The organism is Sphingobium sp. V4, from assembly GCF_029590555.1.
Classification (GTDB): Bacteria; Pseudomonadota; Alphaproteobacteria; order Sphingomonadales; family Sphingomonadaceae; genus Sphingobium.
Map to the genome: position 1 here is coordinate 974,157 of NZ_CP081002.1, position 13,487 is coordinate 987,643.

Genomic DNA, 13,487 nt, shown 5'->3' on the forward strand with positions numbered 1-13,487 from the left:
GAAAAGGCTGAACCCTCCGACGTCTGTTGTCATGTCGGCGCGACTGCATCGCATTTGCAGATTCTGCGCCCGGACAGAACAGGCACCTTGGGGGACGAAGATATATGCGTTTTGAACGGATCGGGCGGGCGCTCGCGGCTGCCCTGCTTGCAGGTACAACCCTAGGAATGGTTGCGACGGGCACGGCCATGGCACAGGCCGGGGCGGCGGATCGGGCCTTCGACATCGGCGCGCAGCCGCTATCGACTGCCATCACCAGCTTTGGCCAGCAATCGGGTATGCAGGTGAGCGCGCCTGCCGACCTGTTGTCCGGCCGTACGTCCAGCCCCGTGACAGGCCGCATGTCGGCGCTGTCCGCGCTCGGCCGGTTGCTGGGCGGCACGGGCCTGAGCTTTCGCGTCATGGGCAATACCGTCGTGCTGGAGCGCGCGCCCGAGGTTGCGGATGATGCAGTATCGCTCGGCCCCGTCCGGGTCGAAGGCAGCGGCGGCCGTGCGGCGTCCGGCCTGTCCGCCGCCAGCGATCCGGTCGTGACGGAAGGATCGCGCGGCTATGCTCCGCTGGCGGTCAGTGTCGGCAAGGCGGCGCAGAGCCTGCGCTCCATCCCGCAGTCGGTGACGGTCATCACCCGCGAGCGGATAGAGGACCAGAATCTCATCAGCATCGAAGATGTGATGCTGCAGACGACCGGCGTGACGGTCGACCGCAACTGGCTGACCTCCACCTATAATTCGCGCGGCCTGGCGATCAGCAATGTCCGCTATGATGGCGGCGCGACCAGCAATCGCGTGGACGGCATGTCGGACATCGACACGGCGATCTTTGACAGCGTGGCGCTGATCCGTGGGTCCGACGGGCTGTTCGGCGCGGGCGAGGCGGGCGGCGTGCTCAACTTCACCCGCAAGCGTGCGCTGGAGGAGACGCAGCTCCAGCTTAATGCCTTTGGCGGCAGCTGGGACAACTACCGGTTGGAAGCGGACGTCACCGGTGCGCTGACGGCCAATGGCAGGATCCGGGGCCGGGCCATCGGCGTCATCGACAATGGTCGCAGCTTCCAGCGCTACAAGCAGGATCGCCGCGCGCTGATCCATGGGCTGATCGAGGCGGACCTGACGCCTTCGACCCTGCTGGTCGCCGGCGTCACCCGGCAGGAGGACCGGCATGACGGCTTCAACGTCAGCCTGCCGCGCTATCGCAATGGCGAGGATATCGGCCTGCCGCGCAGTTTCAACATGGGAACGCCCTGGAACTGGATCGATCGGACCACCAGCGTCGTCTTCGGCCGGATCGAACAGAAAATCGGCGAGGACTGGACGATCAAGCTCAACGCCAACCATCTGCGCTATCGCGACCGCACCAATGCGGCGGAGATGGAGAATGCCGTCGATCCGATCGACGGGTCGGGCGTGGACTGGTGGTATTATCAGCAGAACCGCGAGACGAAGGAAACCACGCTGGACCTCAACAGCCAGGGCAGTTTCGAGGCGTTCGGCCAGAAGCATGACCTGATCCTGGGCGTCGACTACAACCGCAATGTGGTGGAGGCGCAGTCGCTGTGGACCTATGTCGGCGAAGGCGACATCTTCAATCCCGTCCATCCGCCCGAGCCGGCCTTCCCGCCGGTCTGGACCTATAGCAACCGCCAGACGCTCGAGCGAATCGGCCTGTACGGATCGCTGAGAGTGCGGCCGGTCGCGGCCTTGTCGCTGATCGGTGGTGGGCGCGTCGTGTTGCAGGACAAGACCACGAACTTCAACTTGCTCACCAATGTCCAGCGCAACCAAGTGGATCAGAAGAGCGTTTTCGTGCCCTATTTCGGGGCGGTGCTGGATTTGGCCAGCCGCTTCAGCCTCTATGCCAGCGTCGCCGAAATCTATCAGTCGCAGGCGCAATATAATAGCGGCCCGCGTCCCGGCACGCCGCTCGATCCCGTGCGTGGCCGCAACTATGAGGCGGGTATCAAGGGCGAACTGGCGGATGGCAAGCTGCTCGGATCGGTGGCGCTGTATCGCGTCAACAAGCGTGGCGCCTATGCCAACGACCCCAGCGATCCGCCCTTCGCCGGCAATACCGAATGCTGCTATATCCGTGATGGCCACCTGAAGAGCCAGGGCGTCGAGGTGGAACTGAACGGCGAAGTGCTGCCGGGTTTCCAGGTGGCCTTTGGCTACACCTATAACGACAACAGCAACAAGCGGGACGGCGACGCGCGCTTTTCCGAAACGACGCCCAAGCATCTGCTGAAGCTGTGGGCCGACTATCGCTTCTCCGGCGAGCCGGACAATGGCCTGTCGATCGGCGGCGGCGTGACGGCGCAGAGCAGCAATTTCCGGTCGGGCTATATCCAGGAACTGAACCCGGCGACCGGCATCTATGACGGCCCATCCTATGAATATCAGTTCAAGGTGAAGGGCTATGCCATCTGGTCGGGGCGCGTCGCTTACGCCTTCAACGATCGTTTTTCGGTCAGCGCAAACCTGAACAATATCTTCGACAAGAAGTATTACGTCACGATCGACGGGCCGGGTTACGGTAATCTGTACGGCGATCCGCGCAACTTCCTGGTCGCGTTGCGGGGCAAGTTCTGATGGCCCGGGTGGCGCGCGGCGGGAGCGGCTCATGAAGGAGGGCTTTCGCCAGTCCATGGCCTGGTTGCATACCTGGGCCGGTCTGCTGACCGGCTGGGTGCTGTTCTTCGTCTTCGTGACCGGCACCTTCGGCTATGTGAACAGCGAGGTCAGCCGCTGGATGCGGCCCGAGCTGCCCATGACCGCGACGCCGCCCGCCGCCCGCCTGCTGCCCGCCGCCCAGACATGGCTGCGCACCAATGGACAGGATGCCGAGCGACTCTACATCTTCTTCCCCGGCCGCCGGGGCGAGACCCGGCTGGAGGCGGCCTGGCAGGCCTGGCCGAAAGCGGGGGAAAGCTATGGCGAATATCATCGCGCGACCATCGATCCTGCGACCGGCGCGGAGGCGAAGGGCAAGGTGCGCGAGACGGGCGGCGGCGACGAACTGTACGGCATGCATTATGCGCTGCGATACATGCCCTATGACTGGGGCATCCGCATCGTCGGCATCTGCACCATGTTCATGCTGGTCGCGATCCTTTCCGGCGTGGTCACGCACAAGAAGATCTTCAAGGATTTCTTCACCTTCCGGCCGGCCAAGGGCCAGCGCAGCTGGCTCGACGCCCATAATCTGATCAGCGTCACGGCGTTGCCGTTCCACCTGATGATTACCTGGTCGGGGCTGGTCTTCTTCCTTTTCACCTATATGCCCGTGCCCATCGACACCCTCTATCCTGAAGGGGCCGCACGCGACCGTTTCTACGAACAGGTCTATGGCCGGGAGGAGAAGAGCAAGGACAAGGCCGCCTTCGCCGCCAGCGCGCCGGTCGCGCCGATGCTGGCGCAGGCGGAGCAGGCCTGGGGGGCGAACCGCGTCGCCCGGATCATCATCGATCATCCCGGCCGCGCGGACGCACGCGTCGCGATCCAGCCGCACAACCTTACCTCCCTGAGCCGGGGTGGCGACGCCATGCGCTTCGACGGGGTGAACGGCACGCGCCTGCCGCAGGAAGGGGAGACGGGGACGGCGTCGGCCGGCTTTTCCTCCGGCCTGCTGGCGCTGCATGAAGGGCGTTTTGCCGGACCCGTCCTGCGGATCGTCTATGTGCTGTCCGGGCTGGGCGGGGCGGCGATGATTGCGACCGGGCTGCTGCTCTGGTCGACCAAGCGCAAGGCGAAGTTGGCCAAGGCCGGTTGGCTGCCCTTCGGCATCATCCTGGTCGATATATTGAACCTGGGCACCGTCATCGGCCTGCCGGTTGGGGTCGCCGCCTATTTCTGGGCGAACCGGCTGATCCCCGCCATGATGGACGGGCGCGCGGCTTGGGAGATGCATGCGCTGTTCCTGACATGGGCCGCCTGCCTGCTCTACGCCATCTGGCGGCAGGGTGCGAAGGCCTGGGTCGAGCTGACCGGCCTTGCCGTCGCGGCGTTCGGCCTGATCCCGCTCGTCAACCTGCTGACCACGGACCGGCATCTGGGCGTGACGGTGCCGGCGGGCGACTGGACGCTGGCCAGTATCGATCTCGGCGCGATCGGCATCTCGCTGCTCTTTGCCCAGATGCTGCGCATCCTGATCCGCAAGCAGCGCGCCGCCGGCCAGCCAAGCCGCACGGTAACGCGCACAGCCAAGGTCGTACCCGCATGAGCCGCTTCCTGTCCTTTTTCCGGTGGATACCGATGGACTGGCCGCTGATATCCCGGATATGCGCGGGGGTGTTCGGCGGCTATGCGCTGACGATCCTCCTCACCCTGCTGGTCACGCGGCTGCTGGCGCTGCTGGGCCTTTCCGCCCCTGAAGTGCTGCATGCCACCGCCATAGCGAGCTTCCCTGCCTATGCCGCCATCATCATGGCCATCTTCCATGCCTCCAGTGCGACCCGGGCATGGCTGTGGCTGTTGGCGGCGGCCGCTCCCGCTGCGCTGATCCTTGCGATCGCGGGCACGGGAGCGGCCATATGACCGCGCTCGCCGCCTTGCTGGCCTGTTTTGCCGGCTTCACCGCGCTCGCCTTCGCGATGGACAAGCATCATCGCGACATGACCGGCACTCTGCCCAAGGGGCGGCCGCTCTGGCCGTTCAAGGCGGGCGGATGGGGTGCGCTGGCGCTGGCCATGGCACCGCTGTCCTGGCGGTTCGGCCTTTCGGTCGGCATCACCTTCTGGATTGGCCTCATGATGCTGGGCGCGCTCGGCGTCGCGCTTGGCCTGACCTATCGTCCCCGCCTGCTGCCCCGTGCAGGCCTCATCGCTCTGCCGCTGTCGCTCTGCGCCGCGGCCCTTGCAGGAGTGTCCTGATGCTTCGAGCCGCCAGCCGCGTCCGCTTCAACGATCTGCCCGAGGAGGCTATCGTCCCTCCGCCGCCCGCGCCGTCCGTGCCTGCCGATGGCGGCTATCGTGCCGGCAGCAACGGGACGGGCCGGTCGATCGGCCTGTCGCTGACCATCGCCGTGCATGTGATCGCGGCCGGGCTGCTGCTGGTCAAATGGCATAGCGATTATGTGAAGCGCCAGCCGCAGACGTTGAGCACCTTCGACATCGCGCCGCCCGCGCCGCCGGCCGAGGAGGTGAGCGAGGAGCCGCCGCCAGACATCGTCCCGCCGCAGGCGCAGCCGATCGAGCAGCCCCAGCCAGAGGCGCCCAAGATCCAGATGCCGACGCCCGTCACCATCCCCACGCCGCCGCCGCCGCGTCCGACCCCGCCGGTCGAGCGCACGACGCCGCAGGAGGTGAAGCCGGCCCCCGCGCCGCCGCCGCCGCCCGGCAATGCCAAGCCGACTTGGGAGGGGCAGGTGCTTGCCGCGCTCAACAAGGTGCGCCGCTATCCGCGTGAGGCGCTGTTCCGCAAGCAGCAGGGCGTGCCCTTTATCCGCTTCGTCATGGACCGGGAAGGCAAGGTGCTGAGCGCCCGGCTGGAGCGATCATCGGGCGTGCCTTCGCTTGATGCCGAGGCGGTCGGCCTGCCCAAGCGGGCGCAACCGCTGCCCAAGCCGCCGGAATCGGTGGTGGGCGACACCATCGAACTGATTGTGCCGGTCGAGTTCTTCCTGCGATAGGCCTTTCGGGGGGAGTTGTTTGCTCCGTCATCGACCGCGATAAAGAGCGTTATCATCACAGCGCGAAAGATCATCGGGCGTTTTCCGATCTCGCCTGTGAAGCGGCAGCTCTCCCGGAGCGTGCTGATCCGCTTCGCAAGTCACCAGATGGCAAACGTCGGCGGTTCCTTTGATGGTTGCCGGACGAAAGCGGCAACATAATCTTACCACTGCCTATGCATCCGCTAGTAGGGGACCGTCACAGAAATCGGAACACGCCTGCTTCCGAACGGGAGCAGCAGACTCGCGACAATGGAAGGGAGGGCGGCCGTGGCATGAATCGCTGATCGAGCTTGGATCTGTGTTGTCCCGCTGGCGCTGACGGCGGCGCCAACCTGGGAAGACGAAGTAGCGGCGAGGCCGCCGGAACCAGCGGTGGCGCGGGGCATCCGGCAGGCGGCCAGTCCTGGCTCGAAAAGATGCTCTGGGGATTGCGTGATCAGGAAGCTGGCTGGATCGGTGCGGAGATCCTAAACAGCAATAGGAGCCATGACCTGGGGCCGCTTCAGATCAATAGCTGGTGGGTGCCAAGGATTGCCGCGCTGCTATCGCGACGCGAGGGGGATGTTCGGCGCTGGCTGCAATTTGATCCCTGCTTGAACGCCGAGGCGGCACGCTGGATTTTTCTCGATGCGTTGAAGACGAGCGGCAGCTACCGGAAGGCGGTGGGCATCTACCATAGCCCCAACGGGATCCGCCAACGCCGCTATGCGGCCCAAGTCGCGGTTCATCCGCAAAAGCGGTTCGGGTCCGACGTCTTTGGGGGCGTGCAAGGCGCCAACTCGGTGATCGCGATCCAGCGGGCAATGCCCGCGTCATCGCCGGCCGCCGCCAGTGCGGTGACGCGCTCGGCAATATGCTCCGTCGCCTGTTCGCCAAAGCGGCGCTCGATGGCGAGGGCTTCGGCCCAGCGTTCCTGCTCCGGCGTCACAGCAGCGTTGCGGCGGCCGAGGGCGCGGACCGGGCTTTGTTCCACGGCTCGTTTGTTCGCTCCATGGCGATCAGCTCATCGGGAAAGCAGCGCTCCTGAAAAGAGATGATGTCGTCAAAGCTCCCATGAAGCCATAGCGCATAGTCCTGCTCATGGAGGAGAACCGGCATCCGGTCATGAACCGGGCGGATCGCGTCATTGCAGTTGGTCATCGCGCCGGAGAAGACCGGCCCCCATTCCGCGCTGTCGCGCCAGAGGCCCGCCCAGGCAAAGATCGGACGGTCGTGCAGGGAAAACCAGGTCCGGGTTTTGGCCCCGGTCTTTCCTTCGGCCTCCGCGAAATGGGTGAGGGGAATGAGGCAGCGAAATTCGGGTTTGCGCGCGGCGCCGAGCCAGAAGGGCTTGCGCAGATCAGCGATATTGTTGACCGGCTTGGGCTTGGATTCCGGTTTCATGCCCTTCAGGCGGACGGGCCATCCCCATGTCATGCTTTGCAGGACGCGCACGCCGTTCTGCTCGCGCACCACCATTCCCGGCGTGCCCGGATAGACCTCTTCGGGTGCGTTGAACTGGGTGACCGGCGCCGCCACGCCGAAATGCGCGGCCACCTCGGCGGCGGACTTGCGCACGGTGAAGAGGTTGCAGATAAGATGATCCTCCCTCGTTGTCGCAGCAGCGTAGCACCGCTGCTCGTTCCGTCAAAGCGGCCCTATTGGTTCAGATAGGCGGCAACGGCAGACGCTGTTGCCTACCGCCTCAACTGCTTCCTCCAGCCGTTCCTGGCTGACGCCGGAGTGGTTGGTCCAATATTGCACCTCATAGTCTTCGCCGAACGCGATGCGCGAACTGTCCTGGGGCGCGCGTGCGGCCTTGTCGTCAGCCATTTGCCTGCTCCGTCGTGATCGTTGCCAGGTTCAACGCGTAAATGGCTTCGGCGTTTCGCGGCGGAGTCGACCCGCAGCATTCGGGGGCGCCGGCTGAAACGGAACGAGTCGATCTGACGAAGAGTAGTAGATGCGGTTCGCGCGCGAGATGGCGGACCAGGAGCCTGCCGACCTGTGAAAATCGCGTCCTATAATGTGAACGGGGTGAACGGGCGTCTGCCGGTGCTGCTGCGTTGGCTCTATGAGGCCGAGCCCGACATCGTCTGCCTGCAGGAGCTTAAATGCCCGCAGGAGAAGTTTCCCGACGCCGCGATCCGCGATGCCGGCTATGACGCCATCTGGCACGGCCAGAGCCGGTGGAACGGCGTCGCGATCCTGAGCCGCGTCGGCAAAATCCACGAAACCCGTCGCGGCCTGCCCGGTGATCGGCATGACGAGCAGAGCCGCTATATCGAGGCAGCGGTCGGCGGCGTGCTGATTGCCGGGCTCTATCTTCCCAACGGCAATCCCCGGCCTGGCCCCAAATATGATTTCAAGCTGCGCTGGTTCGATCGGCTGCACGCGCATCTTACATCGCTCATTGACCTCGATGCGCCGGTGGTGGTTGCCGGCGACTATAACGTCATGCCCACCGACCTCGACGTCTATGCCCCCGATCGCTGGCGCGATGACGCTCTGTTCGCGCCGGAGGTGCGTGCGGCCTATCAGCGCCTTCTGGATCAAGGCTGGACCGATGCGCTGCGCCACCTGCATCCGGACGAGACCATCTACACCTTCTGGAAATATCTGCGCTTCGCCTTCGAGCGCAATGCGGGCCTGCGGATCGATCATCTGCTGCTGAACGCGCAGGCCAAAGCCCGGTTGATCGCAGCGCAGGTGGATACAGCGCCGCGCGGCTGGGAGAAGACGAGCGACCATGCGCCAGTCTGGATTGAGCTTGGCGAAAAGACGCGGCGGCGCCGAACGAAGAAAGCGGGTTGAATGGACCGTTCGACCGCCCTGCCGGAACGACGGCAGGGCAATCCCGTTCGATGGTGATCATAACCTCAATGAAGGGAACGGATGATGGAAGAACGGAGAACTGGACAGAAACCCGATGCTGAAGAGCGGCCTGCGGCGCAAGGCGTATATGAGCAGGCAGCGCCTAAGTCCCAGCCGGTCAGTGCGAAGGAAAAGGCGCAGATCGCTGACGCACAAAAGCGTGCGCAGCGAGACCGCGATGAGGCACTCGCAACCGGCCATGGCGATCATAAGGGTGAAGAAGGAAATTGACCTCGAAGCCAGGATTGGCTTGCAAAAAAGAAGGCCGGTCCCCGAGGAGCCGACCTTATTGAGTTTTAGGAGAGGATGCCTGAAAGGCAGGGCGCATATGGCGCCACACCCGAAGTCCGACAAATGCGAAGGCTGTGGGGGCGGGTGCAGCTTTTGCAATCAGGTCCAACCAAGGCAGATTCCAGGCCCAGACCGTGCCTGATGAGATGCGTCGTTGCATGGAGGTGGACCGGTGCGACCCGAAGGCGTTGGCCCATCGGCCGGTCCGCCACTAAGATCGCAATTCCCTTACGGAAAGCAAGGGCTTGCAAAATCAACCACTTATCGCATCGCCGTGGAATTGCTGAACCTGGATCAAAGTTAAGGCGCTCCCACAAACCTGAACGCTATGTTAATGACAAGTCGCGACCCGAAGGCTCTGATTTTCAGAAACTTCTACTGACCCGGCTGTTCTTCACGAGCAGTCGGGTCGTTTTTGGGTAAGGGTGCCGCCCCGGAAAGGCTTCCAGTGCGACCCAAAACATCCGCGCCGGTAAAAACCCTTTATGAGATGGGGACGCCAGTCGCGGAAACGGCTTGTCCGTGTCACCATGATTGATGAAGCCAATCACGCTCGGACGCCTTCGTGTCGTAGGGCGTCGAACCATTCGGCATAGGGGGTGTTCCGGACGAGATGTCGGTTATAGTCGGGCGCGCCGTCCTCCCACCACACTGGCCCGCGTTCGCCAAGCTGGCGTTTGACCGCGTCCACCGCATCCCGCGCGCATTTCTCGGCGCCCTCGTCCTTGGCGCGCAGCGCCTCACCCACCTTCCTGCGCGCGATCATCAATTGATGGACAAGCTCGGTTCGCTCATCCTCGCCAAGAGCGGGATTGCTCATTCGCCAGAGACGGCCGCGCACGACGAAATAGCGCCCGTCAGGCGTAACCGGATATTTGCGCTTTTCTCCGCTGCCGGGCATCAGGCCGGTTTGAGGCTGCGGAAGGTGATCGACCAGCGCGGCGCGTCCTGCTCGGCGATGCTATGTTCCCAGCCATGCCGCGCTTCGCCTGCCAGATGATAGATGGAGCACGGCTCCAGCGACACCGTGCGGCGCTCGAACCCACCCGCTGTCCGACGCCGAAAGCGCATGGGAGCAAGGCCCCCAAGCGAAATGCCGACGATATGCTCGAACACCGGGCGATCCTTGTGCCAGCCAATGCCGGCGCCCGGATCATAACGGATGAGCAGCGCCTGGACGAGTGCGTCCGCCGACAGGCCGGCAACACGCGCCGCGCGATCACGCACCGGCAGCAGCCAGGCGGGCAGGGGATCGGCCGGACCAAAGCTGCTCCGCTCGAAATCATAGCTCCAGCCATAGCTGTGGGTTAGGCGCTTGCCGGTCCAACGCTGGAATCGGAACGGGGCAAGCGGCGTGGTATTGATCCGGGCGATGAGGTCCGCTTCCTCCGCGCTGCTGAGAAAGCCGGTCTCGTAGCGCAGGCCCGGGATCAGCGGTGAGGCGAAGAGGTCGATCTGCTGGGCGGCGAGGTGCATGTCAGATGAGCGCGAGCTGCTTGTCCGCCGATGGCGGGCGCTTGCCGCTGTTCCAGAGGTCCTCGGTCTTCTCCACCCGGAAGCGCTCGGCGGCCAAGGGCGTGTCGAACTGGAAGCCTATGACATCCCGGATCGAGCCATGAAACCATGCGTCATAGTGATGCGGGTCGAGCAGCACCGGCATGCGGTCATTGGTCGGCTGCACCGCTTCATTGGCGTCCATGGTCATGCCGGCATAAACGGGGCCTTGGCCTGGCATGTTCCGGCAGAAGCCGGCCCAGGCCATGAAGGACGCGCGCCTTAGCGAAAACCAGGTGCGGGTCCGCGCGCCGGGCACGCCGTCGGGGTTGGCGAAATGGGTGAGAATGATCAGACATCTATAGCGCGGATCCTCCACCATCTGATCCCACATGGGATTGGTGAGGTCAGCAACAAGGCCGACGCGGGTGGGTTCCTCGCCGCGCTCGCGCATCTCTCGGGTCAGCCGCTGAAAACCCCAGGTCACGCCACGCAGGATGCGGCGGCCTTTATTCTCGAACAGGATCAGGCCGAGAGCGCCTTCTTTCGTCTCGGGCGGCAGCTCGATGCGCGCAGGCATTTCAGCGTTGAGATGATGCGCGATCTCGGTGAGGCCCGCCGCCATGCAATGCAATCTCGACACGGGCGCTACCAGGGGATCTCGTCATCGCTGACGAGTTGCGGATCATGGCTTGGATGATAGCGCGGCGCGGTCGAGTCGCTTAGCGCGGGAGGGGCGTTCGGCACCGTTTCCGGCGTCGAACGATCATCCACGTCGTGCCGCAGCTTTAATTTTTTCCTCGTCTCACCCATGGGAATAACTGCCTTGTTTCAGAAGCGTATCGCCGTTCGCGCCTGAACGCCGACTCCGCCCGTTGACTCATACACCGATTGGAACAAAATAGGAACGAATCTAACCGCGAGCCAGAAGGAGGCCCTTCGATGACGGAAAGAGGGGCGCGCCCCCATGTTGCTGCCTTGCGCGCCCAGATTGCCGAGATCGAAGGCGCGGAGCGCCGGGGCCGAGAGGTTCTGCCATTTGGGCTGGAGACGATCGACGCCAAACTGCCCGGTGGCGGCTTGGCGCTGGGCGCGCTGCATGAAGTGGCGGGCGGCGCGCAGGGCGTGACCGATGGCGCGGCCGCCGCGCTGTTCACCGCCGGCATTCTCGCGCGGGTGAACGGCAGCATCCTCTGGTGCATGACGCAGCCCGATCTGTTCGCGCCCGCGATTGCGCAGGCGGGGCTTGATCCTGATCGCGTCATCTATGTCGAGGCCCGCGATGAGACGGCGGTGCTTGCCTGTTTCGAGGAAGGGCTGCGCCATGGTGGCCTGGGCGGGGTGGTGGCGGAACTCGCGCGTCTGTCCATGACAACCTCGCGCCGGCTGCAACTGGCAGCCGAGAGCAGCGGCACGATCGGCATCGCGATCCGGCGCTGGCGGCGTCTCGCTGAAGCGTCGGACTTTGGCCAACCAACCGCCGCGGCAACGCGCTGGCGGGTGACGGCCGTTCCTTCCGAACCCTTGCCGGTGCCGGGCGTCGGTCGGCATCGCTGGTTCGTCGAGCTCATACGGTGCCGGGCAGGAGAGAGCGCCGATTTTCTGGTGGAAGTCTGCGATGCGACAGGTCGTCTCGCTCTTCCTGCCGACCTGGCCGACGGATCGGCTGCGTCGCAGGCTTGGGCGCAGCGCGCCGCCTCCTGACGCGCCGTTGATCCTTGCTGGCATGGAGGGGCAACGCCGGGTGATTACCGCGGCGAACGCCGCCGCGCGCATGATCGGTCTGCACATCGGCATGGCGGTGACGCAGGCCCAGGCGCTGGTGCCCGATCTCCTCATCATGGACGCCGAGGAGCAGGCGGACCGGGAAGGCCTGGAGCGTCTCGCTGTCTGGTCACTCCGCCGCTACGCGCCGATCATCGCGGTCGATCCGCCCGATGGGCTGATGCTCGATATCACCGGCGCGGCCTATGCCCATGGTGGCGTCTTGGGCCTGCTCAAGGACATGGCGCAGCGGCTGGCCGAGGTGGAAACCGCCGGGCGGGCGGTCTGCGCGCCGGCCTATGGCGCTGCGCATGCGCTGGCCCGCTATGGCGCGGATCCGCTGCGGGTGATCGATCCGCTGGACCTCGAGGAGGCCATTGCCGATCTGCCGCTGGCCGCGCTCCGGCTCGACCAGGCCATCGTCAGCGCGTTAAGCAAATTGGGTCTGGAGACGATCGCTGACCTGGAGGCCATGCCGCGCGCCTCGCTGGCACTGCGCTTCGGTTCGATGCCGGGGCTGCGGCTCGATCAGGCCTATGGTCGTGTGGCCGAGCCTTTCGAGCTGGTCGCCGCGCCACAAACGATCGAGGTTGAGCGCCGCTTTGCCGAACCCATCGGCGCACCCGAGACCCTTGCCGGCTATACGCACAAGCTGGTCGAGGGCCTGTGCCAACAACTCGAGGAAGCGGGCGTTGGCGCGCGCCGGCTGGATTTGCGCTTCCACCGGGTCGACAACCGGATCGAGGCGATCCGGGCGGGGCTCGCCAAGCCAAGCCGGGACAGGAAGCAAATGGGACGGCTGCTGTGCGATCGGATCGAGACGATCAATCCGGGCTTTGGTGTCGAGAAAATGCTGCTCTCCGCGCCCCTGGTCGAGCCGCTCGGGCTGCGCACCATCTCACATCTGGGCGAAACGACGATGCCTGATGTCGCGGCGCTCGTCGACATATTGGGGAACAGGGTGGGAGAGGAGCGGCTCTTTCGGGTTGCTGCGCGCGAGAGCGATATTCCCGAGCGCTCGGTCACCCGTATTCCGCCCATGGCCGATCCGACCTTGCTGCGCTGGCCCGAACGCTGGCCGCGCCCGGCCCGGCTGTTCCGGCGGCCCGAGCCGATCGACACCATGGCGCTTCTGCCTGATCATCCGCCGGTTCATTTCGTCTGGCGCGGCATGCGCCGGAAGGTGAAGCGGGCAGACGGGCCAGAGCGCATCTATGGCGAATGGCATGTGAGCGATGAGGAGTGGCTGAGCGTCCGCGACTATTTCCTTGTCGAGGATGAAACGGGCGCGCGGTACTGGGTGTTCCGTCAGGGCGATGGCATGGACAGCGCCACCGGCGGGCAGGGCTGGTTCCTGCATGGGCTGTTCGCTTGACAGCGAATGGCGGCGGCGCCCGTGGGCACCGCCGCCATGATGA

The 13,487-nt window shown here is 64.8% G+C and carries 16 protein-coding genes; 9 read left to right on the forward strand and 7 right to left on the reverse strand.

The window, feature by feature from the left end:
* The first annotated feature begins 104 nt into the window (after positions 1 to 104).
* Genes K3M67_RS20225 through K3M67_RS20245 form a run of 5 tightly spaced genes read left to right on the forward strand, consistent with a single transcriptional unit; the run spans position 105 to position 5,625 of the window.
* The gene (locus K3M67_RS20225; RefSeq protein ID WP_285833181.1) at positions 105 to 2,588 is read left to right on the forward strand and encodes a TonB-dependent siderophore receptor; all 2,484 of its coding nucleotides are present in this window, start codon (positions 105 to 107) and stop codon (positions 2,586 to 2,588) included.
* A 31-nt stretch (positions 2,589 to 2,619) separates the two neighbouring features.
* Positions 2,620 to 4,218 (forward strand): PepSY-associated TM helix domain-containing protein, encoded by a 1,599-nt coding sequence (locus tag K3M67_RS20230; protein WP_285833182.1) that lies wholly within the window; start codon positions 2,620 to 2,622, stop codon positions 4,216 to 4,218.
* Positions 4,215 to 4,532, forward strand: a complete 318-nt coding sequence (locus K3M67_RS20235) for a hypothetical protein (protein ID WP_285833183.1) — start codon at positions 4,215 to 4,217, stop codon at positions 4,530 to 4,532. The genes K3M67_RS20230 and K3M67_RS20235 overlap by 4 nt, the downstream gene beginning before the upstream one ends.
* Entirely contained in the window at positions 4,529 to 4,867 is a 339-nt protein-coding gene (locus K3M67_RS20240) for a DUF3325 domain-containing protein (protein WP_285833184.1), read from the forward strand. Before K3M67_RS20235 ends, K3M67_RS20240 begins: the two co-directional genes overlap by 4 nt.
* Positions 4,867 to 5,625 (forward strand): energy transducer TonB, encoded by a 759-nt coding sequence (locus tag K3M67_RS20245; protein WP_285833185.1) that lies wholly within the window; start codon positions 4,867 to 4,869, stop codon positions 5,623 to 5,625. Before K3M67_RS20240 ends, K3M67_RS20245 begins: the two co-directional genes overlap by 1 nt.
* Positions 5,626 to 6,391: 766 nt before the next feature.
* Here the strand turns inward: K3M67_RS20245 and K3M67_RS20250 are convergent.
* From K3M67_RS20250 to K3M67_RS20260, 3 genes are read right to left on the reverse strand one after another with little or no spacing between them, the layout of a single operon-like run.
* The gene (locus tag K3M67_RS20250) at positions 6,392 to 6,595 is read right to left on the reverse strand and encodes a DUF6961 family protein (RefSeq protein ID WP_285833186.1); all 204 of its coding nucleotides are present in this window, start codon (positions 6,593 to 6,595) and stop codon (positions 6,392 to 6,394) included.
* On the reverse strand, positions 6,592 to 7,242 hold the full coding sequence (locus tag K3M67_RS20255) for an SOS response-associated peptidase (protein WP_285833745.1): 651 nt from the start codon (positions 7,240 to 7,242) through the stop codon (positions 6,592 to 6,594). Before K3M67_RS20255 ends, K3M67_RS20250 begins: the two co-directional genes overlap by 4 nt.
* A gap of 51 nt (positions 7,243 to 7,293) precedes the next feature.
* The gene (locus K3M67_RS20260; RefSeq protein WP_285833187.1) at positions 7,294 to 7,479 is read right to left on the reverse strand and encodes a DUF3606 domain-containing protein; all 186 of its coding nucleotides are present in this window, start codon (positions 7,477 to 7,479) and stop codon (positions 7,294 to 7,296) included.
* 174 nt (positions 7,480 to 7,653) lie between these two features.
* Here K3M67_RS20260 and xth point away from each other — a divergent pair, with 174 nt between their 5' ends.
* Both xth and K3M67_RS20270 read left to right on the forward strand, forming a co-directional pair.
* Positions 7,654 to 8,460 (forward strand): exodeoxyribonuclease III, encoded by an 807-nt coding sequence (gene xth / locus K3M67_RS20265; protein ID WP_285833188.1) that lies wholly within the window; start codon positions 7,654 to 7,656, stop codon positions 8,458 to 8,460.
* 81 nt (positions 8,461 to 8,541) lie between these two features.
* Positions 8,542 to 8,751 carry a hypothetical protein gene (locus K3M67_RS20270; RefSeq protein WP_285833189.1) on the forward strand — a complete coding sequence of 70 codons (210 nt, stop codon included), beginning with the start codon at positions 8,542 to 8,544 and terminating at the stop codon, positions 8,749 to 8,751.
* 607 nt (positions 8,752 to 9,358) lie between these two features.
* On the opposite strand, the gene K3M67_RS20275 is transcribed toward K3M67_RS20270, so the two are convergent.
* From K3M67_RS20275 to K3M67_RS20290, 4 genes are read right to left on the reverse strand one after another with little or no spacing between them, the layout of a single operon-like run.
* A complete protein-coding gene (locus K3M67_RS20275) occupies positions 9,359 to 9,712 on the reverse strand; it encodes a hypothetical protein (protein ID WP_285833190.1) in 354 nt (117 codons plus the stop codon).
* Entirely contained in the window at positions 9,712 to 10,287 is a 576-nt protein-coding gene (locus tag K3M67_RS20280; RefSeq protein WP_285833191.1) for an alpha-ketoglutarate-dependent dioxygenase AlkB, read from the reverse strand. The genes K3M67_RS20275 and K3M67_RS20280 overlap by 1 nt, the downstream gene beginning before the upstream one ends.
* A 1-nt stretch (position 10,288) precedes the next feature.
* Complete coding sequence (locus K3M67_RS20285) at positions 10,289 to 10,930, reverse strand: SOS response-associated peptidase family protein (protein WP_285833192.1); 642 nt, start codon at positions 10,928 to 10,930, stop codon at positions 10,289 to 10,291.
* A gap of 23 nt (positions 10,931 to 10,953) precedes the next feature.
* Complete coding sequence (locus K3M67_RS20290) at positions 10,954 to 11,118, reverse strand: hypothetical protein (RefSeq protein WP_285833193.1); 165 nt, start codon at positions 11,116 to 11,118, stop codon at positions 10,954 to 10,956.
* A 129-nt stretch (positions 11,119 to 11,247) separates the two neighbouring features.
* Here K3M67_RS20290 and K3M67_RS20295 point away from each other — a divergent pair, with 129 nt between their 5' ends.
* The gene (locus tag K3M67_RS20295) at positions 11,248 to 12,009 is read left to right on the forward strand and encodes an ImuA family protein (protein ID WP_285833194.1); all 762 of its coding nucleotides are present in this window, start codon (positions 11,248 to 11,250) and stop codon (positions 12,007 to 12,009) included.
* Positions 11,924 to 13,444 carry a Y-family DNA polymerase gene (locus K3M67_RS20300; RefSeq protein WP_285833195.1) on the forward strand — a complete coding sequence of 507 codons (1,521 nt, stop codon included), beginning with the start codon at positions 11,924 to 11,926 and terminating at the stop codon, positions 13,442 to 13,444. The genes K3M67_RS20295 and K3M67_RS20300 overlap by 86 nt, the downstream gene beginning before the upstream one ends.
* The last annotated feature ends 43 nt before the right edge of the window (positions 13,445 to 13,487 follow it).

Excerpts from the sequence above, each read along its gene's own strand:
- K3M67_RS20275 (WP_285833190.1), bottom strand. The coding sequence starts at position 9,712 with ATGCCCGGCAGCGGAGAAAAGCGCAAATATCCGGTTACGCCTGACGGG.
- K3M67_RS20280 (WP_285833191.1), bottom strand. The coding sequence starts at position 10,287 with ATGCACCTCGCCGCCCAGCAGATCGACCTCTTCGCCTCACCGCTGATC.
- K3M67_RS20300 (WP_285833195.1), top strand. The coding sequence starts at position 11,924 with ATGCGACAGGTCGTCTCGCTCTTCCTGCCGACCTGGCCGACGGATCGG.
- K3M67_RS20235 (WP_285833183.1), top strand. The coding sequence starts at position 4,215 with ATGAGCCGCTTCCTGTCCTTTTTCCGGTGGATACCGATGGACTGGCCG.
- K3M67_RS20245 (WP_285833185.1), top strand. The coding sequence starts at position 4,867 with ATGCTTCGAGCCGCCAGCCGCGTCCGCTTCAACGATCTGCCCGAGGAG.
- K3M67_RS20240 (WP_285833184.1), top strand. The coding sequence starts at position 4,529 with ATGACCGCGCTCGCCGCCTTGCTGGCCTGTTTTGCCGGCTTCACCGCG.
- K3M67_RS20230 (WP_285833182.1), top strand. The coding sequence starts at position 2,620 with ATGAAGGAGGGCTTTCGCCAGTCCATGGCCTGGTTGCATACCTGGGCC.
- K3M67_RS20260 (WP_285833187.1), bottom strand. The coding sequence starts at position 7,479 with ATGGCTGACGACAAGGCCGCACGCGCGCCCCAGGACAGTTCGCGCATC.
- K3M67_RS20270 (WP_285833189.1), top strand. The coding sequence starts at position 8,542 with ATGATGGAAGAACGGAGAACTGGACAGAAACCCGATGCTGAAGAGCGG.
- K3M67_RS20290 (WP_285833193.1), bottom strand. The coding sequence starts at position 11,118 with ATGGGTGAGACGAGGAAAAAATTAAAGCTGCGGCACGACGTGGATGAT.
- K3M67_RS20285 (WP_285833192.1), bottom strand. The coding sequence starts at position 10,930 with ATGGCGGCGGGCCTCACCGAGATCGCGCATCATCTCAACGCTGAAATG.
- K3M67_RS20295 (WP_285833194.1), top strand. The coding sequence starts at position 11,248 with ATGACGGAAAGAGGGGCGCGCCCCCATGTTGCTGCCTTGCGCGCCCAG.
- K3M67_RS20225 (WP_285833181.1), top strand. The coding sequence starts at position 105 with ATGCGTTTTGAACGGATCGGGCGGGCGCTCGCGGCTGCCCTGCTTGCA.